Origin of the sequence: Paenibacillus sp. MB22_1, assembly GCF_047200555.1 — a bacterium.
Lineage (GTDB): Bacteria > Bacillota > Bacilli > Paenibacillales > Paenibacillaceae > Fontibacillus > Fontibacillus phoenicis.
The window spans coordinates 2,034,756-2,055,676 of the sequence record NZ_JBLADV010000001.1; the positions used below are offsets into that span (position 1 = coordinate 2,034,756).

At 50.8% G+C, this 20,921-nt stretch carries 25 protein-coding genes and 1 pseudogene; 13 read left to right on the plus strand and 13 right to left on the minus strand.

Annotation, left to right across the window (positions count from 1 at the left end; genetic code table 11):
* Window positions 1–113 precede the first annotated feature (113 nt).
* A complete protein-coding gene (locus ACL02P_RS09535) occupies window positions 114–815 on the plus strand; it encodes a cupin domain-containing protein (protein ID WP_009222741.1) in 702 nt (233 codons plus the stop codon).
* Window positions 816–931: 116 nt separating this feature from the next.
* Here the strand turns inward: ACL02P_RS09535 and pfkB are convergent, their stop codons facing one another.
* From pfkB to ACL02P_RS09555, 4 genes are all read right to left on the minus strand, one after another.
* Entirely contained in the window at window positions 932–1,849 is a 918-nt protein-coding gene (gene pfkB / locus ACL02P_RS09540) for a 1-phosphofructokinase (RefSeq protein WP_412837330.1), read from the minus strand.
* A gap of 7 nt (window positions 1,850–1,856) precedes the next feature.
* The gene (locus ACL02P_RS09545; RefSeq protein ID WP_323076221.1) at window positions 1,857–2,606 is read right to left on the minus strand and encodes a DeoR/GlpR family DNA-binding transcription regulator; all 750 of its coding nucleotides are present in this window, start codon (window positions 2,604–2,606) and stop codon (window positions 1,857–1,859) included.
* 81 nt (window positions 2,607–2,687) lie between these two features.
* On the minus strand, window positions 2,688–2,963 hold the full coding sequence (locus ACL02P_RS09550) for a transporter (RefSeq protein WP_412837177.1): 276 nt from the start codon (window positions 2,961–2,963) through the stop codon (window positions 2,688–2,690).
* On the minus strand, window positions 2,911–3,750 hold the full coding sequence (locus tag ACL02P_RS09555; protein ID WP_412837178.1) for an MFS transporter: 840 nt from the start codon (window positions 3,748–3,750) through the stop codon (window positions 2,911–2,913). The genes ACL02P_RS09550 and ACL02P_RS09555 overlap by 53 nt, the downstream gene beginning before the upstream one ends.
* On the opposite strand from ACL02P_RS09555, the gene ACL02P_RS09560 reads away from it, so the two are divergent.
* Window positions 3,749–4,003: a winged helix-turn-helix transcriptional regulator gene (locus ACL02P_RS09560; RefSeq protein WP_157273284.1), complete on the plus strand. Its 255-nt coding sequence runs from the start codon at window positions 3,749–3,751 to the stop codon at window positions 4,001–4,003. The genes ACL02P_RS09555 and ACL02P_RS09560 overlap by 2 nt on opposite strands.
* A gap of 64 nt (window positions 4,004–4,067) precedes the next feature.
* Here ACL02P_RS09560 and ACL02P_RS09565 read toward each other — a convergent pair whose 3' ends face one another.
* Entirely contained in the window at window positions 4,068–5,417 is a 1,350-nt protein-coding gene (locus tag ACL02P_RS09565; RefSeq protein WP_412837179.1) for a lytic polysaccharide monooxygenase, read from the minus strand.
* 375 nt (window positions 5,418–5,792) lie between these two features.
* Window positions 5,793–6,422 carry an O-methyltransferase gene (locus ACL02P_RS09570; RefSeq protein ID WP_009222735.1) on the minus strand — a complete coding sequence of 210 codons (630 nt, stop codon included), beginning with the start codon at window positions 6,420–6,422 and terminating at the stop codon, window positions 5,793–5,795.
* A gap of 138 nt (window positions 6,423–6,560) precedes the next feature.
* On the opposite strand from ACL02P_RS09570, the gene ACL02P_RS09575 reads away from it, so the two are divergent.
* From ACL02P_RS09575 to ACL02P_RS09590, 4 genes and pseudogenes are all read left to right on the plus strand, one after another.
* Window positions 6,561–7,706, plus strand: coding sequence for a THUMP domain-containing class I SAM-dependent RNA methyltransferase (locus ACL02P_RS09575; protein WP_412837180.1), 1,146 nt, complete (start codon window positions 6,561–6,563; stop codon window positions 7,704–7,706).
* A 60-nt stretch (window positions 7,707–7,766) separates the two neighbouring features.
* A pseudogene (locus tag ACL02P_RS09580) lies at window positions 7,767–9,827 on the plus strand (LTA synthase family protein).
* Between the two features lie 391 nt (window positions 9,828–10,218).
* Window positions 10,219–10,653: a hypothetical protein gene (locus tag ACL02P_RS09585; protein ID WP_412837339.1), complete on the plus strand. Its 435-nt coding sequence runs from the start codon at window positions 10,219–10,221 to the stop codon at window positions 10,651–10,653.
* On the plus strand, window positions 10,580–10,762 hold the full coding sequence (locus tag ACL02P_RS09590; RefSeq protein ID WP_412837331.1) for an FtsW/RodA/SpoVE family cell cycle protein: 183 nt from the start codon (window positions 10,580–10,582) through the stop codon (window positions 10,760–10,762). The genes ACL02P_RS09585 and ACL02P_RS09590 overlap by 74 nt, the downstream gene beginning before the upstream one ends.
* 52 nt (window positions 10,763–10,814) lie before the next feature.
* On the opposite strand, the gene ACL02P_RS09595 is transcribed toward ACL02P_RS09590, so the two are convergent.
* Both ACL02P_RS09595 and ACL02P_RS09600 read right to left on the minus strand, forming a co-directional pair.
* Entirely contained in the window at window positions 10,815–11,045 is a 231-nt protein-coding gene (locus tag ACL02P_RS09595; RefSeq protein ID WP_009222730.1) for a DUF1450 domain-containing protein, read from the minus strand.
* Between the two features lie 36 nt (window positions 11,046–11,081).
* Window positions 11,082–11,384 carry a heme biosynthesis protein HemY gene (locus ACL02P_RS09600; RefSeq protein ID WP_009222729.1) on the minus strand — a complete coding sequence of 101 codons (303 nt, stop codon included), beginning with the start codon at window positions 11,382–11,384 and terminating at the stop codon, window positions 11,082–11,084.
* A gap of 152 nt (window positions 11,385–11,536) precedes the next feature.
* Here ACL02P_RS09600 and ACL02P_RS09605 point away from each other — a divergent pair, with 152 nt between their 5' ends.
* Window positions 11,537–12,706: a DDE-type integrase/transposase/recombinase gene (locus tag ACL02P_RS09605; protein WP_198136244.1), complete on the plus strand. Its 1,170-nt coding sequence runs from the start codon at window positions 11,537–11,539 to the stop codon at window positions 12,704–12,706.
* Between the two features lie 83 nt (window positions 12,707–12,789).
* On the opposite strand, the gene ACL02P_RS09610 is transcribed toward ACL02P_RS09605, so the two are convergent.
* Together ACL02P_RS09610 and ACL02P_RS09615 are read right to left on the minus strand one after the other, a co-directional pair.
* The gene (locus ACL02P_RS09610) at window positions 12,790–13,029 is read right to left on the minus strand and encodes a hypothetical protein (RefSeq protein ID WP_009222728.1); all 240 of its coding nucleotides are present in this window, start codon (window positions 13,027–13,029) and stop codon (window positions 12,790–12,792) included.
* Window positions 13,030–13,166: 137 nt separating this feature from the next.
* Window positions 13,167–13,790: a TraX family protein gene (locus ACL02P_RS09615; RefSeq protein ID WP_323076209.1), complete on the minus strand. Its 624-nt coding sequence runs from the start codon at window positions 13,788–13,790 to the stop codon at window positions 13,167–13,169.
* Between the two features lie 121 nt (window positions 13,791–13,911).
* Here ACL02P_RS09615 and ACL02P_RS09620 point away from each other — a divergent pair, with 121 nt between their 5' ends.
* The 5 genes from ACL02P_RS09620 (at window position 13,912) to ACL02P_RS09640 (ending at window position 17,967) form a co-directional block, all read left to right on the plus strand.
* Window positions 13,912–14,661, plus strand: coding sequence for a diacylglycerol/lipid kinase family protein (locus ACL02P_RS09620; protein WP_412837181.1), 750 nt, complete (start codon window positions 13,912–13,914; stop codon window positions 14,659–14,661).
* A gap of 96 nt (window positions 14,662–14,757) precedes the next feature.
* Entirely contained in the window at window positions 14,758–15,135 is a 378-nt protein-coding gene (locus tag ACL02P_RS09625) for a hypothetical protein (RefSeq protein ID WP_055107623.1), read from the plus strand.
* Window positions 15,132–16,376 carry a DNA polymerase IV gene (locus ACL02P_RS09630; RefSeq protein WP_055107622.1) on the plus strand — a complete coding sequence of 415 codons (1,245 nt, stop codon included), beginning with the start codon at window positions 15,132–15,134 and terminating at the stop codon, window positions 16,374–16,376. The genes ACL02P_RS09625 and ACL02P_RS09630 overlap by 4 nt, the downstream gene beginning before the upstream one ends.
* Window positions 16,373–16,708, plus strand: a complete 336-nt coding sequence (locus ACL02P_RS09635; protein ID WP_197186642.1) for a YolD-like family protein — start codon at window positions 16,373–16,375, stop codon at window positions 16,706–16,708. The genes ACL02P_RS09630 and ACL02P_RS09635 overlap by 4 nt, the downstream gene beginning before the upstream one ends.
* A 278-nt stretch (window positions 16,709–16,986) precedes the next feature.
* Window positions 16,987–17,967 carry a DUF4238 domain-containing protein gene (locus tag ACL02P_RS09640; protein ID WP_412837182.1) on the plus strand — a complete coding sequence of 327 codons (981 nt, stop codon included), beginning with the start codon at window positions 16,987–16,989 and terminating at the stop codon, window positions 17,965–17,967.
* A 436-nt stretch (window positions 17,968–18,403) separates the two neighbouring features.
* Here ACL02P_RS09640 and arsC read toward each other — a convergent pair whose 3' ends face one another.
* The 3 genes from arsC to ACL02P_RS09655 are packed head-to-tail and all read right to left on the minus strand — an operon-like array spanning window position 18,404 to window position 20,248.
* On the minus strand, window positions 18,404–18,832 hold the full coding sequence (gene arsC, locus ACL02P_RS09645) for an arsenate reductase (thioredoxin) (RefSeq protein ID WP_009225278.1): 429 nt from the start codon (window positions 18,830–18,832) through the stop codon (window positions 18,404–18,406).
* Between the two features lie 20 nt (window positions 18,833–18,852).
* Window positions 18,853–19,908, minus strand: coding sequence for an ACR3 family arsenite efflux transporter (arsB, locus tag ACL02P_RS09650; RefSeq protein ID WP_213529275.1), 1,056 nt, complete (start codon window positions 19,906–19,908; stop codon window positions 18,853–18,855).
* A gap of 16 nt (window positions 19,909–19,924) precedes the next feature.
* Window positions 19,925–20,248, minus strand: coding sequence for an ArsR/SmtB family transcription factor (locus tag ACL02P_RS09655; RefSeq protein WP_213529286.1), 324 nt, complete (start codon window positions 20,246–20,248; stop codon window positions 19,925–19,927).
* Window positions 20,249–20,422: 174 nt separating this feature from the next.
* Here ACL02P_RS09655 and ACL02P_RS09660 point away from each other — a divergent pair, with 174 nt between their 5' ends.
* Window positions 20,423–20,875, plus strand: coding sequence for a MarR family winged helix-turn-helix transcriptional regulator (locus ACL02P_RS09660; protein WP_213529274.1), 453 nt, complete (start codon window positions 20,423–20,425; stop codon window positions 20,873–20,875).
* Window positions 20,876–20,921 lie beyond the last annotated feature (46 nt).

The following is a 20,921-nucleotide window of genomic DNA, read 5'->3' on the forward strand; positions in this document are numbered from 1 at the left end:
GCAAACCCGAGGGCTCCTATAAGATTCCCCAAAACATACATATCAACCAGATTTCAAACATAGATATTCTGTAGAAGCAATAGCGCCTATACATCGGAAAGGCAGGGAACAACATGGCGGTTTCTTATATGGATTTCACGTCACCAAACGCACAGTTCACGTTCGACGTCAACCGGAACACGACATTCCGCAAGGATCAACGTAACTTCATCAACACACTATCCATTCAGCAGCTAAATACGCTGGGCAATATGTCGTTATTGGATACCTACCTCGACAAAGGTAACGTCATCGAAATGCATATTCACCAAAACGCCTCGGAGCTGGTGTATTGCATTTCGGGTGAAGTCGTCGTCTCGATCATCAACCCGTTTACCAAAGAACTGAAACACTACCCCACCCGTCCCGGTTGGGCGACCAGCGTCCCGCAAGGCTGGTGGCATTATGACACCGCGACGATGGATGGGACGCGTTTTCTGGCTATTTTTGATCAGCCGATTCCGGAGATCATTCCCGCTTCCGATATGTTGCGGCTAACTCCGCCTGAAGCGTTCGCCCACACCTATTGCCTGGATGTTGAAAAAGTGAGAGCCGCGTTCGCACCGCTGAATCAAACCGTAATCATCGGTCCTCCGCTAGGCTGTCATCAACCGAACCCGCAATTCCAGGCGCAACAGACTTCTGCGTCACATTCCTATCATCCGCCGTATAACCAGGGTTACGGGCTGCGGCCTTACCAGCAAAGCGACGGCAATCCCCGTCGTCCGCAGGTCATTGGCAACGGCTGGGCGCATTTGTACCACGACGGACCCTAAAGGCAGCGGAGAGAACTCCAAGCATTCCATCAAATTTCTTAGTGTGGATAACAAGACCCCCAAGCGAAACTTGGGGGTCTTAATCTTGATATACCCTAGGTTTAGGGGTTCCGGGTTTATCCAATCTTCTCAATACTCACCTGCGTCCGAAGCTCCTCGATCAGCCCGCGCTCGGCCAAATCGTCGGAAAAAGCGGTGGCGCTGCCCGAGGCAACGCCGGCCCGGAACGCCTCCATCAAGTCTCCGCCCAAGGCGAGCATCCCCGTAAATCCGGCGATCATCGAATCGCCGGCACCAACCGAGTTGCGCACCTTGCCGGGTGGGACGTTCGCATGGTAAACCTCGTCGCCGCTGATCAACAGAGCGCCTTCTCCAGCCATCGAAATCAACACGTGCTGTGCCCCTTCTTCCAGCAGCTTGCGGCCGTAAGCGATCAACTGCTCCCGGGTCTCAATCACGACGCCAAACAGCTCGGCTAGTTCATGATGGTTCGGCTTCACAAGCAGCGGGTGGTACGCCAGCGCCCGGCGCAGCGGTTCACCCGTGGTGTCGATGACGAACTCAGCCCCTTGCTTTTGGCACATCCGGATCAGCTGCTCATAGAAATCACCGGGAAGCGTTGAAGGCAGACTGCCGGCCAAAATGACCAGGTCGCCTTCCCTCAAGATGGACAGCTTCTCCACCAAGGCATTCGCTTCTTCCGCCGTGATAGGCGGCCCTCCGCCGTTAATCTCGGTTTCCTCGCCATGCTTGAGCTTAATATTGATACGGGTCTCTCCGCCGCGAATGCGTACAAAATCGGCAGGAATTCCCTCCTTCTGTAAAGCTGCTTCAATAAAATCACCGGTGAAGCCGCCAAGAAACCCCATAGCGGTCGTGTCCGCCCCAAGCCGCTTTAGAACGCGGGAGACGTTAAGACCTTTCCCGCCGGGGAGCTTCAGGTCCCGTTTCATACGATTAAGTCCGCCAAGCTGCAGGTCGTCAACCTCCACGATATAGTCAATGGAAGGATTTAAAGTGAGGGTATAGATCATCATGGGTTTATCCTCCAATTAGGTTTGTGATTTCCGTGATGGGCTTGCGCCAGCGTTCCGGAACCTGCTCCGTAATAAGCGTCGCCCGCTCCAACTCGAACATCTTGGCAAAGGCAATGTTCCCGATTTTGCTGGAATCGGCAAGTACATACGTTAGGGAGGACTGCTCATGAGCGCGGCGTTTTAACGCAGCTTCCTCCGGATCCGGCGTCGTATACCCCGCATCGGGATGAACCCCATTCGCCCCAAGGAAACACCGGTCAAACCGAAAATGTGCCAATTGCTCCAACGCCAGGTGGCCGACTAGGGCTTTCGTGCGTTTTTTGGCCAGACCTCCGAGCAGATAAGCCGGAATGTCCGCCTCCAACAGCGCCTCCACTTGCGGCAAGCCGTTCGTCACGACGGTGATCGATTTCCCTCGCAGATAAGGGATCATGGCCAACGTCGTCGTTCCCGCATCCAGATAAATCGCCTCCCCGCTGCGTACCAAGCCGGACGCCATTTCAGCAATTTGCTGCTTTTGCGGGAGATTGACGGCGGACTTCTCCACCATCCCCGGCTCCAAGCCTCCGGGCATCATCGGGAGCGTCGCACCGCCGTGCACTCTGCGAAGCAGCCCCTGTTCTTCCAAATCGGCTAAATCGCGCCTTACGGTGGATTCGGACGCTTCAAGCAAGACGCAGAGCTCCTGAAGCTTAACGGTGCCTACCTCCTGCAACCGTCCCAGAATCCGGCGATGTCTTTCTTCGGTTAACATCGTTCCCCCTCCCAACTCCAACCATCGTATCATATCCTACGCAAAAATCAATCATATTCTATCATAATCAATCATTTTCAATCAAATTCTATCATCCTTCATCACAAGTTGTGAACGCCGCTTCCGTTCCCCTGCAAATCCGACATATGCAATACCTAGCCCGATCCCCACCATCGTAGCTGCCAACCAAGGGTGGAAGTGAAGCGTCGATACCTGCTGGAACAGCACTCCCCCGGTCCCGGCCCCCGCAGCCAAACCAATATGGGTCATGGACGTATTGATGCTCAGTGCCATACCGGAAGATTCAGGCGAACGTTGAATAAAATAGCTTTGGATCGCCGGCCCGGTCATAAACATGGCTACAACCATCAAACCGATAAAGCCAATCCCAGGAAAAACCGCTCCCGCCGTGAAAGGTAAAACGGTCAAAGCCGCGGTTTGTGCAATTAGCCCTGCCGCAATCGTGCGGGTTGCTCCCCAACACCTTAAACTGTTGAAAATAAGGTACAGGCGCATCCCCTTCTATAGGTGGCAGCAGCTTGGTAATCAACCAGGCGACTCCGGCGCTGATCAGACCAAGCAACAAGAAGATCGCTTTCCGGTTCAACCAATCGGCGATGGCGATCCCAATCGGAACGCCCAATATCATGGAAAGACTGAAACCCAGAACCAGGGTGCTGATGGCACTTCCGATTTTGTACGGAGCGATGATTTTGGCAGCCGCCGCAAAGGAAACGACAAGGAACACGCCCGAGCTCGCTCCTAAGATCACGCGCGAGATCATCAGCACGGCGATATTCGGGCTCACCCAAGCCACGAGGCAGCCGGCGATAAAGGCAAGCTGAGCATAGAGAAGCAGCTTTTTGCGATCCCAACGTGACGTGAGGGAAATCAGCAGCGGGGTCCCGATGGCATAAGCCAATGAGAAAACCGTGAACAGTTGCCCGGCAAGGCCTAATGTAATACCAAAATCCCCCGCAATCTGGCTGATCACCCCTGAGACGGTTAGCTCTGAGGTCGCGGTTAGAAAGACGCCAAGCGTTAACATCCATATCGTTAAGTTTTGGGAACGTAACGACGACGAATTCGGCAATATCTGCTCTGTGCTGCAAATTCTTGGGGCGAAATGGTCGTTTCTTGTCATGTTCGAGCTCTCTAAAGGACCGAAACGGTTCCAGGAACTTCGGCGCGCCTTGTCCATCGTCCGGACGCAGTCATTGACCGACACATTGCGTCATTTGGAGAAGAGCGGCATCGTTCACCGCCAGGTCTTCCCCACCGTCCCCGTCACGGTTGAATATTCGCTAACTCCTAAAGGCCTCGATTTCCAGAGTGCGCTGAAGGAGATGGAAAATTGGGCAGCCAGATGGAATAACCCCCCCTGTTCGACACCATGACAACTAAATGTCCGGCGAAAAAAAATCCCCCGGCGGCAAGCCGAGGGATTTTAGGTTATTCAGGTTATTTCAGCAGCCACAAAGCCGGTACGTTCGGCGGCTCCCAGCCTACTAGGGAAGTATGGGCCTGGCGGCATTCGTAGATCGCCCCGTTGTAACTGACCAATTCCCCTACCACATAAGCGGTATTGGGGGCCCAAGGCTGCGCGGCGGGGGCTGACGCTGTCGTCACTTGCACCGCGTTGCTGGCTGCCGATTCGTTGCCGGCCGCATCAATCGCACGAACGGTGAACGTATACGAAGTCGCAGCGCTAAGTCCCGTTACCGTAAAGCTGGTCTGCGTCCCAGGCACAGTGACGGACAAGGTGGATCCGCGATAAATCCGGTAGCCTGTTACACCCACATTGTCACTGGAAGCATTCCACATTAACGTCACGCTGGAGGACGTAGCTGTCCCCATGACATGCAGGTTGCCGGGAGCCGAAGGAGCCTCGGGATCGTTAGCGGCCGGGCTTGTCGTCACCGTCACCGAATTGCTGGGCGAGGAGCTGTTGCCCGCTCCATCCACCGCCCTGACGGTAAACGTGTAGGACGTGTTCGCATTCAGCCCGGTCACGGTATGGCTAAGCGTCGATCCCGATACAGTGGCGACCAGGTTGCTGCCGTTATAAATCCGATAGCCGGTGACGCCAACATTATCACTGGAGGCGTTCCAGCCCAGCGTAACCGAGTTCGAGGTGACCGCCGTAGCCGTCAGATCAGTCGGCGCCGTTGGAGCGGTCGTGTCCCCTGAATTGCCGCCGCCAAAATCCACGTCAATTACGTTGTAGAAGGCATTCGCGGTATCGGCGATCTCCCAAACGGCTAAGATGACATGGTACCCTGTCCGCGCCGGTACGTTGCAAGTATGCGAATACGTAAACGGAGGCTGCACACCGCCATAGTTAACCGTGCAAAACGGTGTCAGATCAAAGGAATTGCGCGTTAACGGGGCATTAGGGTCCCAGCCCGGCTTCGTCATGTAATATTTCCAGTTTGCCGTAGCATGGGGAGCGGTAAATTTCCAGGTGAAGGTGTTCGTACCAGCCGAGATGTTCACTTTGGTCCAGCGGTTAGCCGACTGCTCATCAAGTTTGGGGAAAGCTCCATTTGCGCTGGCGATCTTCCCATCCGCCGGGCCGGAATTGGGGAAGCCCTTGGGCGCTTCCAAGCTTTGAGGCTCGTACACGATCGCACCGCAGTCCGTATTCTGGCCGTTTTTGCACAAGATCGCCCGGCTTGCCGGCCCGTCCACCCAGCCGTGGGCCGAAGCTTGTTCCGATAACAGGATCATTCCGATTCCAGCAATCACCATGACCAACAAAGAAGTAAGCGCCTTCAAAACTAACGATTGTGCTAGCCGTGTTGAAGTCATGCTTGTCCCTCCTTTGAAATTGGAAATGTGCCTTGTGTCTGATCCTTGGCTGTGCATTTCAGATTCTACCTTCTACATACCTTCTGCAGGAACCCTAAACGCCCCCCTTTCTGAAGGAAGTATATATAAACCCCCAAAGGAGCTTATACCGTAAGTTCATTTCGCCGTGAGATCATGAAGGGAATTAACAAGAATAGAAGAGGATGTTAATTATGGGGAATATTGCTGATGTCCAAATTATACACGATTTGCTGCATTTTTGTGAACAATTATTTATTTTTTTGTAAAAAATAGTGCATTCTTGGCAACTTGCCACATCAAAAAACCCGCCATTCCAGCAGGTTCTTGTCTATCTTATGTTTCTTGTCGGATGCCTTATTTCACCATCGCCAGCGCCAGCCCGTCATACGCCGGCAGCAGCGTGCTGATCAGCCGCTCGTCTCGGGCGATCATCTCGTTGAACCTGCGCATCGCCTGCACCGACGGCCCGTTTTTGTCCGGATTTAACGTCCGACCGCGCAGCAGGATATTGTCGCCGGCAATCAGCGCCCCCGGTTTCGCCAGCTTGATCGCATATTCGAGATAGTTCGGGTAGTTTTCCTTATCCGCATCAATCAAAAAGAAATCAAACCGCTCCCCCCGTTGCTCCAAGGTATGCAAGCTGTCCAGCGCGGGGCCTACCATATATTCCACCATCTGCCCGAATCCAGCTTCTTGCAAATTGCTCCGCGCCAGCTCGGCGTTCTCCTCCTTCAGCTCCAGGGACACGAGCCGCCCGTCCGCAGGTAATCCCCGCGCCATGCAGATGCCGCTGTACCCGCCCAGCGCACCGATCTCCAGCACGGATTTGGCTCCAGCCAGCTTAACTAACAGCGTCAGCAGCCGCCCATATCCCGGTGCAATCGACACATCCCGCATCCCATGGTTTGCGATCGATTCGGTCACCCGTTCCAGCACTTCATCCTTGGCATATAATTCATCACCGTATTCTTCCGGTGTCAGCATGGATTAATCTTCCTTTCATCCGTTCATTCCTTAATCGAAGAACCGTTTGTAACTTGTTGGACATTGGCCTATACTGAATTGTATGGTTTTTCCGCTATTCTCACAAGTCTATGCGAAGCTGGAGTGATTGACGTAAATATGGCTGGACCTTTGCAACTGATCGCAACCGCCCCGATGGGCCTGGAAGCCGTGGTGGCGCGTGAATTAAAAGAATTAGGTTATGAAGATACGGCTGTGGAGAACGGCCGGGTGAATTTTACCGGAGATTTGATCGACATTTGCCGTTGCAATTTGTGGCTCAGAACCTCGGACCGCGTCCTCATCAAAATGGGCGAGTTTACTGCCGTCACCTTTGACGAGCTGTTTGAGGGTACCAAAGCACTGCCTTGGCAGGATTTTATCCCGGCCAACGGGGAGTTTCCGGTGGAGGGCCGCTCGCACAAATCGCAGCTCAGCAGTGTGCCGGCGTGTCAGGGGATTGTTAAAAAGGCAATTGTCGAAAAGCTGAAGCAATCCTATCATACCGAGTGGTTCGAAGAAACCGGACCGCGCTACGTGATCGAAGTGAACCTGCTCAACGACAAGGCGCTGCTGACACTGGATACCACCGGTCCGGCGCTGCATAAGCGCGGCTACCGCAAGCACGCGACCGAAGCACCGCTCAAGGAGACGATGGCGGCGGCGATGATCCTGCTCAGCCGCTGGAATCAAAACCCGGTGCGCCCGTTCTACGACCCGTGCTGCGGTTCGGGGACGCTGCCGATCGAGGCGGCGATGATCGGCTGGAACATCGCGCCGGGCTTGCGGCGCACGTTTAACGCCGAGCGTTGGCCGGTTGTACCGCCAGAGCTGTGGCAGCAAGCGCGCGACGAGGCGATTGACGCGGTACGGGATGACGTGCCGCTGAACATCGCAGGCAGCGACATTGACCCGGCCGCGATCGAAATTGCCAAAGCCGCGGCCAAAAGCGCCGGGCTGGCGAACGAAATCCGGTTCGCCTGCATGCCTGCCGCCAAGATCCAGCCGCAGGGCGATTACGGCGTGATGATCACCAACCCGCCTTACGGAGAGCGGATTGGTGAAGAGAAGGAAGTGCGCAAGCTGATCGCCCAGCTTGGGAGAGTGATGGCCGGACTGCCGACATGGTCCTTTTTCGCGCTGACTCCGACCAAGCAGTTCGAGCACGACTTCCAGCGCAAAGCGGACAAGCGCCGCAAGCTGTACAACGGGCGTATCGAATGCCAATATTTGCAGTATCTTGGGCCCCTTCCTCCGCGCCATTAGGTGCAGAGGGAGGGTCTCTCCCTTTTACACCTTTGCAAGGAAAGGAGCTGACATGTCGTCATGCTGCGTTTGACATCTCCTCGCGGTTTCGGCAGTCGATTCAGCATTCGGCTGCAGTACCGCCATTTCGTCTATTTCTTTTTTGTGGCCGCCATCTTCATGAAACTTGTCATTTTGCATAATAATCTGCACGCCCGCTATATCGACATGAACCTGCTGGACGATCTGATCGCCGTCGGTTCCATCCTACTGGCTTCGTTCTGGACGTTGTGGCTGCCCCCGCGTGGCAGAGGGATCGCGTTAGGCGTGCTAAACGTGCTGCTCACCGTACTCATCTTCGCCGATTTGATCTATTACCGCTATTTCGGCGATTTTCTGACCGTGCCCGTCCTGCTGCAGGCCGGACAAGTCGGGGATCTGGGCGGAAGCATTCGCGAGCTGATCCGCGTAGCCGATCTGTGGCTTATCGCCGATTGGGCCGTTTGGGCGGCGTTTAAGGCTGTCCGGCGCTTGATACGCGGTGGCGGAAGCCGCCGTCAATCAGGTTGGCTTCGCAGCTCCGGCGGCTAAAACGCCTACACCGGCCTGGGCGGCGGCTCCTTCGCGCCCGTCTCCTTTGGCGGCACCGCCCGCCGCTCGGTCGGCTGGCGCCGATTCAGCCGCCTCTATACGGGGATCGGCGTCTTTGTGCTCGGCTTTGCGCTCACGATGGGGCCCATTCGCTTCTATACCCAAACCTGGGCGGTGGGGCTGTTCGAAAACAACTGGTGGAACGTCTCCTTATACAATGTGACCGGCTTGCTAGGCTTCCATTACTATGATACGAGCCGGTTCCTCAAGGAGCATCTCGGAGGCGTCCAAACGGTCAGCGCCGAGGAGCAGGATGAGATCCGCCAGTGGTTCAGTGAAGCCAGCCAGCGCCGCCATGCGGATAATGACCTGTTTGGGGCGTACGCCGGCAGCAATGTGATCGTCATTCAGGCCGAAGCCTTTATGAATTTCATGATCGGCAAGACCATTGGCGGCCAAGAAATCACGCCGAACTTCAACAAGCTAATGGATGAGAGCCTTTATTTCTCGAATTTCTATCATCAGACGGGTCAAGGGCGCACCTCGGATGCGGACTTCTCCTCCAACAGCTCCCTGCATCCGTTGCCAACAGGCTCGGTTGCTGTCCGTTACCCTAACCATACGTTCGACGTGCTGCCGCAGATTCTGAAGACGCAAGCCGGCTATACCGCCGATGCTTTTCATGCGTACGAGGGCAGCTTCTGGAACCGTAACAATATGTATCAAGCGATGGGCTACGACCGGTTTTTCAGCAAAAAAGATTTCCAACTGGACGAGCCCCTGGGCTGGTCGCTGGGGGACAAATCCTTCTTCCGGCAGTCGCTCACGATCATGGCTCAGGAGAAACAGCCCTTTTATTCGTTTATGATCACCTTATCGAGCCATCATCCCTATTCGCTGCCGGCTGCGGTACAGGAACTGGATACCGGTGAGTTCAAAGGCACTATTTTCGGCGATTATTTGCAGGCCGTGCATTACGTGGATGCCGCGCTTGGGGAGTTCGTGGAGGGCCTAAAGCGAGAAGGCTTGTGGGAGCATACGATCTTGGCATTTTACGGGGACCACGACAACTCGATCACCGACAAAGCGGTGTATGAGCAGTTCTTCGGCAAGTCGCTAAGCGATCTCGATATGCACCAAATCATGAATCAGGTGCCGCTGCTCATCCATCTGCCGGACGGCCAGCACGCCGGCGTCTACGAGGAGCCTGCCGGTCAGCTCGACTTGGCGCCGTCGCTGCTGCATCTGCTGGGCATATCCTCGGATTCCTACTACATGATGGGGCATAATCTGTTTGCCGGCACCGGAAATGACCACGCGCTGGATCGTTTGGTCGTGCTGCGCTCAGGCGCGTTTACGGACGGCGAGCGGTACTACATTCCGTCCGACGATAACTTGTTCACGAATGGCAGCTGCTACGACTTGACCAGCCGGAACGCTACCGACATCGAGGCATGCCGCGCTCCGCACGAAGAAGCGATGAAGCGCCTGCGCATCTCAGACGAAATCATCACTTCCGATTTGATTGCGACGTTCCGCAAGGAGGATTAAGGGGCCGCGCGGCGAGCAACGCGAGCGAGTGGAATAGCGGTAATATAGGGCGTTATTTCGTCCAATTGTTGATCATATCGCGAAATAGCGCCCTTTTATGGTGTTATTTTCGTGGACAGTTGGCTAAATCGCCATTTGGAGCTATACTACCGTTAGATAGAGCCAAAAAAGTCCGTTATTCTCGGTCAGTTACGTAAATTGGCTGATATAGCGAACTTTTTTACCGTTATCGGGAAGAACGAAATGGAGTGTCGCCAGCGTCGCTCTTTCCCGCTTTAAGGCCTTGGATGATTTATGGATTATCGGTAGGTCTTATTTGGGCTGCCCATCTTTGGAGCCAGTTTAGATCAATGGCGTTCGGGGTTATATTTTCGGAGGGATAAGTATTAAAGTGCTCTGCCCCTATCTCTTTATCATCGCGGCAGCCGGACTGCTGTCCAGGGTCGAGAAGAATGAGGGGTACGGGAAGGCTTTAGGGAAAATCATTCTACTCGGTGTCCTTCCTTTACTGCTGTTTGCATCCATTCCGTCGTCTGCAAGCCTTCTGCTATATGCCGCCACGTTCACCTTCATGTTAGCCATCTCCAGGTATGCACGTCCCTGGGCAGCCGCTTACCTGGCATTCGTCACAGCGGCCTACCTCTTGCCGATGCTGCTAAGCGAACGCAGTCACGATCGGCTGCTCGGATTTTTGCTGCGCCAGCGATACTTATGGGAAAATGCTCATTTCCGGACTTGGAGCTTTATTCGTCATTCAATTCCTATGGAGCATGGGCATGTCGCTGGGATTGCTCCCGATTTCTGCAGTTTCGTTTCCTTTTCTTAGTTATGGAGGAAGCCAGTTGTTGGCTCAGTTAGCTGCCATCGGCCTCATCTACAGTGTCTATCGCAGGAAAGACATGATTAGCTTAAAAGGCAGAATCCGAAACGGCTGATACCCTTAAAAAAACCGCCGGAGCCCAGCTCCGGCGGTTTCAATTCCTTCCCTTACTTCGGTTTCTTCACAAAAGGCGCAGCCTTCGCCAGCACCTCGTCCTCTGTCGGTGCGCTGACGTATCTGCCGTTGATATATACGAACGCTCTTTTGCCGCACGGACCGCAATACGATTTGCAGCCGATTTTGATCTCGGCATCCGGCGCGAGCTTTTGCAGCTTCGGTACAAACGTCTTCATGCGGATATGATTGCATTTATCGCAAATCCGAATATCGTTAGCCATGCCAGGTCCCTTCTTTATCGTTAGCTAAAGCTTAGCTTAGTGATCCCCGTGATTGCCTTTGGAAGGGTTGGTAATCACGAAGCCTTCCTCCGGAAAATACAAATAATCGATCTTCACGCCATCCAACAACGGATCCGTTCCTTCCACGATGACATCGATGTCCTTATCGGTCTTGACGATTTGGTCGTTCTCGGTAGGCTTGACCAAATCCAGGCCGTAGTGAGCATGGTCGCCATGAGAATGGGTGATGAATACCTTCAGCGTCAACCCTTGGTTTTCTTCCTTGGCCAGTTCCTTTTGTATCACTTTCGCCGCATTGCGGGTAATTTTGACTCTCATATGATCTCTCCTATCGCACAAAATGGCTTCCCCTAACATTCCTATTGTAAAGAAACACAGCTCAACAAGCAAGGCTCCGCGATCACTCAGTTAAAATGTTACTAAAGAGGCATCGGTTCACTCACATCGAAATGTTACCGAAGGGATGTGTTTTGAAACTGAGCATGAAAACACGACGTGAAGTAATCCGTACCTTGGCTGATCAATACATGAGAGCGAAATCGCGAAATGAGAAATCTGCAATCCTTGACAACGCCGTGAAGGTGCTGGGTTGCCATCGGAAGCATGCTATCCGCGCTCTCACGAACCCTCCTGCGCTGACACCAGCGAAATCGAAACGTAATCGGCCATTAGCTTACCAGGAGGCGATGCCCGTCATTGAGCGCGTTTGGGAAGCCCTGGATTATCCTTGTGCCGAGCGACTGCATCCTGTTCTGCTCGATACAGCCCAGAGCCTTGCCCGGCACGGTCACCTGCACCTTACCGACCTTATCATATCGCAGTTGCAAAAGATCAGCCGCCCGACATTGGCGCGCAGGTTATCCACACTTCGTTGTCCAAAAGCCAGACCAGCTGTCAACAAGCGAAAGCCGCTCGCCGAACTCCGTTCACAAGTGCCCATGATCGCCTACGATTGGGATGAAACGCGTCCGGGCGCGCTGGAAATCGATTTGGTCGAACACAACGGCGGATCGTCGCTCGGCCACTTCGCCTATACGCTGACTGTGACCGACGTGGTCTCCGGCTACACCCGCAGACGCGCGCTGCTCGGCAAATCCCAACTTGCCGTGCTTCGTGAGCTCAAGCACATCATCGCGGAGTGGCCCATGCAGCCTTGGGGGATCCACAGTGACAACGGCCAAGAGTTTTTAAACGCCCATTTGAAAACCTTCTGCGCTTCGAACAACATTCGTTTCACGCGCAGCCGCCCTTATCGCAAAAACGACAATGCTCACGTGGAGCAGAAAAACGGCTTTCTCGTCCGCCAGCTGGTCGGCTACGAACGCTATGACCGCACGGAACAGGTGGAGTGGCTCAACTCCATCTATGCTCTGCATGATCGGTACTTCAATTGCTGCTTGCCCACTCGCAAGCTGATCGGCAAGGAGCGTCGCGGGGCTCGTGTAAAGAAAACATTCGACACGGCCAAAACACCCGTTGCCCGGTTAATCGAATTGGGCGTGCTACGACCAGAACAAACCCAACGGTTACAGGCGTATCAGACTTCCCAAGATCCGCTTGCATTACACAATCAGTTGGAAGCGCTGCTTTCCCAACCCGTGACGCCTGCCTCCGCTACGCGCCCAGTGGAGGCTATGTAACAGCCTCCACTGGGTAACAAAATTACGTGAGTGAACCATTATCCTTCGGTAACATTTTTATATGAGTTGACACGGGCTCAACGCTAAGCACCCGGATATTTCCGCTCTGCCCGGGTCACAAACCAATCCATCAGCAGCATCGTCACCGCCATGTCGTCGATCGGAATCCACGGCAGCACATCCGGCAGAACCCAATAAGCAAGCGCCGGCACGACCAGCAACAGCTTATCGGTAAGCGGAATGTTGCCCGAAGTGAGCAGCGGGAGAGTCCGGCGAAAAATATGGGACCAACGACGAAGCGACCACCAGCTTTTCCATTTCATTTCCATCCCTCCCGTTTCGGCGTAAGTGTTGCGCTGCTACTTAGGATACCCTATTGTACCATGGTTCATGGCCCAATAAAAAAAATCCGAGACAAACCCCGGATTTTTCCACCCCCAAACTTGGCTCCATTCTCTCTTTACAACAGGTACACCAAGATCGCCAGCACCACTAAATGCGCAGGATAAAAAGCTCTCCACACCCAGCGGGGCAGCCGCCAGGCTTCGAGCTTTCGCCACAGCCCCGGCCCGTAGGCAATCACCAGCGTCGGCAGGATGCTGGCCAGCTGAATCACCCAGCCGTAGGCGAACAGATACACGAGGTTCAGGAGCAAGTGCATCGCCACCGTTTTTCCTTGATTGGCAAATTTGAAGATCAGCACCAGCAGCAGGCCGTAAGCGCCATAATCAAACGGAAGTACCTCCATGATCACGCAGACACCGGCGATAATGATCGCGGACAGCGGCCCCGGTTTCGATGAATCCAGCATGCGCAGAACCAATAAAGAGACAAACAAGGTCGCCACAACATTTAGACCGTTCGTATCGAAGGCTAGCTGATAAGGAATTTGCGAAAGTACAGCAATCAGTAACAACCGTAAAGCGTACTTCCGGTAATTGGAGGTGTGTTGATAACCCTGGACCAGCGCGTAGGCATAGATCGGGAAGGCAATTCGTCCGATAATCCGCCACAGTACATCTCCGGGAAAAAACAGCAGCCCGACATGGTCGATCAGCATGGTGATCATGGCGATCAGTTGCACGGCCTACACTCCTTTCGTCGATCGACAGGGGTTTAAAAAATTTTGATTTTCATTTTTTCCAAACTTCAGTAGACTGAAACTATGCCAAATTGGTGTTGCCATCATAGATAGGGGAGTCATCATGTATTTGTTTATCGTCAATCCAAATGCGGGTAACGGCGAAGGCCGCCGGGGTTGGAATAAAATCAGCAAAAAGCTGCAACGGCTTGGTATTCCTTACGAGCACGTCTACACAACAAGCGCCGAGCAAGCGCATACATTCCTTCAGGCCAAGCTATCCGGGGAAGTGCCTTGGCGCGCGGTGGGCGTAATCGGAGGCGACGGCACGATCCATAGCCTGCTGCCCGCAATGCGCCACTCCGGCGTGCCGCTGGCCGTATTCTCCGCCGGGTCGGGCAATGACACCGCCCGTGGATTCGGCATCCCGCGCCGGGTAGGCGGCGCACTGAAGGTGCTGCTGAGCGGCCGGTCAACGGCGGCCGATCTCATCTCCATCGATGGAGACAGCACACTGACCGCACTGGCTGTCGGCTTTGACGCTCAGGTTGCCAGCAACGTCAACAACAGCCGCTACAAAAAAATATGCAACGCGATTGGACTTGGCAGGTTAGCTTATATCATCGGCATTTTTCATACCCTTCTAACCTATCGTCCCGGACCGTTAACGCTCGAATGTGACGGAACTACTTACCGGTTCGAGTCAGCCTGGCTGACAGCAATAAATAATGTTTCCAGCTATGGCGGGGGAATGACCATCTGTCCGGACGCCAAGCCGGATGACGGAATTTTGGGTATCAATATTAAAATATGTGTGCATAAAACTAAAAAGCCTTTAATCGCCTGGAAAAACAGTGTTTTTTGGGCAGTTTAATATTGAGCATAAATAAATATTGAGCATAATTCTGTCTATTTATGCTCAATTTTGCGGGAAGGTGTCGAATGAGGAGTTAGGCGGGAGGCTGATTGTATGACACAAGCGCCCTTGGAGACTGAAGGAGACCTCCAATTGGTCAAAGAATACATTTTACTCCCTATTCTTTTGGATGTGTTGGAAAGGGATATTAAAGCATTAGGGACAGTAAAGCTAAAGATGGACGTTGTATATGTAAGAGCCTTACGATCTGCGCAAGATTTAATCACTGCAGACGTTACGTTGCTTCGGAAAAAAATGCGCGGCAGAGGAATAAAGGTGTACGAGCAACAGCGAACCGAATTGTGCATTGAGGCCCGTTATTTGTGCAGGGGCTATCAACATAGGTTCTCTATGCTTTGGGGTTTGGTAAAAGCGGAGCTTAATAAATATTTGAGTAAATATCTGAACGTCGACTTAAGGAGTAGCCTATGAAAAGCGATAACAAAGGTCGAATCGTAATGTTGGCGGATTGTCAATCATTTTACGCAAGTGTTGAAAAAGCCGCCCATCCCGAGTATGAAGATCAACCTGTTGTTGTTGCAGGAGACCCAGCCCGTCGCTCCGGGATCATCCTCGCCGCGTGTCCCCTTGCAAAGCAACATGGTATTACTACTGCAGAAAGGCTTGGAGAGGCACTTGCAAAATGTCCTGATCTAGTGGTCATTCGTCCTCGTATGGAGGAATACATCAGGGTATCCTTGCAAATTACAGAAATTTATCAATCCTACACTGACTTGGTAGAGCCGTACAGCATAGATGAACAGTATTTGGATGTCACGGGAAGTTTACAGCTTTTTGGCGATCCTCATGAGATTGCTAAGAGCATTCAGGATAAAGTCATGAAAGAAACGGGCGTTCGTGTACGCATTGGAATTAGTGAAAATAAGGTACTCTCCAAAATGGCATGCGATAATTTCGCCAAACGTAATTCTTCGGGTATTTTCCACTTGCCTGTGGAAGATCTGCAAGAAGTGCTTTGGCCTTTGCCGATTCATCAGATGTTTATGGTGGGCTCCCGGATGTGCCGGCATTTAACGAGCATGGGGATATATACAATTGGCCAGTTGGCTCAGACTCCCCTGGCAAAATTAAGATCCAAGTGGGGAGTGAATGGCGAAGTTCTGTGGCTTATTGCCAACGGCAAGGATAATTCCCCGGTAACTCCAAGTACACACGATTTGCAAAAAGCAATCGGCCATCAGATGACCCTTCCATTCGATTATCGGGAGTTTGACGACATCATGGTTCCCCTGTTAGAACTCTCGGAGTTAGTATGTCAACGAACCCGAACGAAAGGCTATATGGGCTCGGTAGTCTCGGTAGGTTGTCAAGGAGCCGATTTTGATCACCCTTCCGGCTTCTACAGACAAATGAAATTACCCGACCCGACGAATCTCACGGATGAGGTTTTCCATGCAGCGAAAAAACTATTTAAACGACATTGGGATGGGTTGCCCATTCGAAAAATTGGGGTCACTTTAAGTCAATTGGTAAGCGATCAGGAATATCAGCTTACTTTATTCAATAACCGCGAAGTAAAGTTAGCGTTGGAAAGAACCACTGACCGTATTAAAGAGAAATACGGAAGCACCGCGATCATGAGGGCCTCTTCTTTAAAAGCTTCGGGCCAAGCGCGGGATCGAGCGCAAAAAATTGGAGGACATTATAAATGAGTAAAAAACTGCAAGGAAATGGTCTGTTCGAATCGTCCAGAATGATGCTTCCGGAACACAGGGAGGCTTACATCATGCACCAGCAGAATTTGCGAAAGAACTCGCGGCCACAATTAGATGATCAGGAGATGGAACGGATATCCATGCTCCTCGCTGAATCAATGCAGCTCAGGAAAGAGGTAATTTTAGTATTATTCGGTGAATTTAATGTAACGGAAATAACAGGAGTCGTGACAAAAATTGATCTACAACAAAAAAACATCAAATTCACCCATGGCAATGATTTTCGCTGGATAAAGGTATCGGACATTATTGACGGTATGTGGAAATGATTTGTAATAAGGAAAACTTGAAGAGCTATCCTTAAAAGTCATCGCAGATGGCTTCCGGTATAGCTCTTTTTTACTGAAATATGCAAAGGTCTGAAAGGAGCCAATAGATACAGAGGAATTAATTACTGGTGATAGAGGGAAATAAAGTCTTAGACTGACTACCGGCGTTAAGCTAAATAATTTAATGGCCTATTAATCTCCTTGAAGTCCAAAATGTATTGACAAGAGAATCTAAAACAGTTTACGTTTCTCTTAATATAGAAAATGGAGGAAACCCTATGGCCGGTAACAAAGTAATTAACCAGCATACCGTATCCCAAAGCTATCTTCGCTTTTTTGCGAACAAGGCCGAACAGATTTACGTATTTGACAAGCTACAGAAAAAAACCTTTCCAACTCATATCCGTAACGTCGCAAGCGGCAGATATTTTTACGATTTTCCCGAAGGACTTCCGCCAGATGAAGAAGGGGAACTTCCGGATCAAATTGTGGAGAAGTTCTTCGCCGAGATTGAAGGGGAATACCCAAAGAAGATCAATAAAATCATCGCCACGTATCACATGGCACATCCAGATAAAGTATACAGTATGCCCGCATTTTCTCTTGAGGATAAAATGGAGATAACAGGGCTTATCACCCTGCAAATCTTACGGACGAAAGAGTTTAGGGCAGGGCTTGTAGAACTACATGAAAAATTCACCAAGTCACTGTTGGATCGTTTTATACAGGAAGATGAGTCCGAATTTGACCCAGATAGCTACGAATTAAAAATCAAGAACGAATTTTACTCGGTCCTGCAAGCGCAGCAACTCGCTAACCCAGAGTTTCTAGATAGTATGACGCAAACACTGATGAATCATATTTGGGTAGTTTTTGTAAATTTAACCGACTTGCCCATCTACACATCCGACACCCCGATTGTCAAACACGCCAATAAAGATGACAAATTCATCAGCTATGGCGGATACGCTTCGGAAGGAATTGAGATCCATTATCCGCTCAATAGTAAATTTGTATTAACCTTAATGGATCGCAGATATTTTAAGGACATGGAAGCATTAGAGAACTGCTTTTTACCATTGGATAATGTTGAGAACATAAAATACCTAAACGGCCTACAGATCAGCCATGCTTATCGCCAGGTATTCTGTGCAGAAGACAAATTTGATATGGCGTTCGATTATTGCAAACAGTACCCAGATGCTTGCGAAGAAGCTAAAAACCGTGTAAGTGTTCATGCATTCGGACGCAAGTATTAAAAGAAAGCTACCTTTTTTGGCCTAAAATAGAAAGGTTATTCAGTGGGTGGCTCGGCTCCATTTATTAATTGAAGTATCGAGGAACGTTAGTTCAACAAAACGGTAGCAGTGTAGGTCTTTATTTTCTAGTCCATGGCTGTTGCTGTTCTTACTTCAAGGGTCAGTCTAATACTTATTCTTCTGGAACTGACAGATTTGTAATTCGTAAAGCAGCGATTGATCAATCTCTTCGGTCTAATACTTTATTTTCCGGTATCAACTGGATCTCGATCCTGAATATTTTAGAACCAGCGAAGTTGATACTACCCGCAAAGTAGATATATATAGGGAATCATTTTCTGCTCTTCGAGGACTCCGCCTTGGCTTCGTCGTTCCGAAGGCTGATGATCGCCAAACAAAAAAGCGTGCCATAACGCTGCACGCCTTTTCTGTAATTTTAGCAACCTTCGGCAAGAAACTTTTCGACACGCGACTTAATCGCGTCCCGAACCGCTCGAAATTGGCTCATGATTTCTTCCTCGGTGCCGGTTGCCTTGGCTGGATCATCGAAGCCCCAATGCCATTTCACGACGTTTTTATTCGAAATCACCGGACAATGTTCGTCTGCATGGCCACATAACGTAATCACATAGTCAGCCCGATTCAAAATCTCCGGATCGATAACATCCGATGTATGACCGCTAATATCGACGCCAGCTTCCTTCATCACCTGGACGGCACGCGGATTCAGCCCATGTGCCTCCAACCCGGCGCTTTTTACTTCGTACCGATCATTACCGAGCGCCTTCAACCAACCATCCGCCATTTGGCTGCGGCAAGAGTTTCCCGTACAAAGAAAATAAACGAGTTTTTTGTTATCTGACATGATGATTCCTCCTGTTTATGTTAAGCTGCTTCCTTCGAAAAATACTTTCGCTGAAATCGGAGCGCGACGTTGACCAAGGCAATCATCACAGGGACTTCTACAAGAGGTCCGATCACGGCCGCAAATGCAGCGCCGGAATGAATTCCAAAGACCCCAACGGCAACAGCGATTGCCAGCTCAAAGTTATTCCCCGAGGCGGTAAATGCCAGTGTAGAAGTCACCGGATAATCAGCTCCGGCTTTTTTGCCCATGAAGAACGAAATCAGGAACATAACGACAAAGTAAATCAATAGCGGAATCGCGATCCTCACGACATCCAAAGGCAATTGGATGATCATCTCGCCTTTCAGCGAGAACATGACGATAATCGTAAACAGCAATGCGATAAGTGTAATGGGACTGATTTTCGGAATAAAGACCGTTTTGTACCAGGATCGCCCTTTTGCCTTCACAAGCGAATAGCGCGTAATCATCCCGGCCAAAAACGGTATCCCTAAATAAATAAACACGCTCTTGGCGACTTCGGCCATCGTAATATCAACAACGACGCCCTCCAACCCGAACCATCCCGGCAAAATCGTAACAAAGATATAGGTGTAGACAGAGTAAAACAAAACTTGAAAGATCGAGTTGAAAGCAACGAGTCCCGCCGCGTACTCGGCATCCCCTCTGCACAAATCGTTCCAAACGATAACCATTGCAATACAACGGGCTAAACCGATCATAATCAGGCCGACCATATATTCCGGATAGCCTTGGAGAAAAATAATAGCCAAGAAAAACATTAAGATCGGGCCGATAAGCCAGTTTTGAATCAATGAAATGGTTAACACTTTGCCATTTCGAAAGACACGGCCGATTTCTTCGTATCGTACTTTCGCCAGCGGCGGATACATCATTAAAATGAGGCCAAGCGCAATCGGTATCGATGTGGTTCCAACTTGAAATTCATTCAAACCGGCGACAAAGTTAGGAAATACGTAACCCAAGCCAATTCCTATCGCCATCGCAACAAAAATCCATAACGTCAAATAGCGATCCAGAAATGAAAGTCGCTTTTTCTCTTGTTTACTCACTTGCTGTACACCCCCTTTACTCGCATATAACCGTTAGTCCTTGTTGCTCCAATTCCCGCAGCTCCTCGGATAGATCAGGCAAATGGGACAAAGCATAACGAATTTCCTCTAGCCGCTTTTCATTAATCGAATAGAACACCCATTGCCCCTTTCGCGTTTCGCGGACCAGTTCAGCCGTTTTCAGACGGCTTAGATGTTTAGAAATGGCTGGCTGAGAAATGTTAAAGATAGGAACCAGTTCACATACACAGCAATCGCGAATCCGGAGCAAAGAAAGGATTTTCAGCCTTGTCGGATCGGCAAGAGCTTTCAGAATATCCGCTATCTTTTCAAATTCCATTGTCATGATGATCACCTCACATGAAACCATATAACCATATTGTTATTTATGCATGATGAAAAGTCAATATTGAAATTTGTACGTCCTTTCACAGCTCATTTTCCGGATACAAGTAAATCAATACTTGCAAATTGCAATCAAATGTTTTATAACTGTTTCATGAGGTGAAGCACCGTGGAAAATGTACGTGAACTATTTCAAATCATGACTCGACGCTTTGGCTTTCTAAATAAAAACTGCTGTTCTGCCGGTGGCTGCGACATCTCCTTAATTCAAAGCCATATCCTTTACGAAATTGATCGCCAGCATAAGCCGTCCATCCAGCAAGTAGCAGAGGCATTAGGGACAGATATAACGACATTCAGCCGACAAGTCCAATCGTTAATCAAGATGAAATTAGTGAAGAAAACGCCCGATCCAGACGACCGGAGGGTAAATCTGCTTTCCCTAACGACGGAAGGCAAGTATGTTGCGGCGTCGATTGACCAACAAATGAACGACTATTTAAACGAAATCTTTTCGCACATGAACGATTTTGAAAAAGATACCGTCATTCGCTCGATCAAGCTATTAAACGAAGCGATGGCGAAATCCGGCCAATGCTGTTCAACCCCTTCTAGAGGGTGATCTTTTTTCTATATTACTTGCATATTGCAAGTAATTTGAGGAGGAA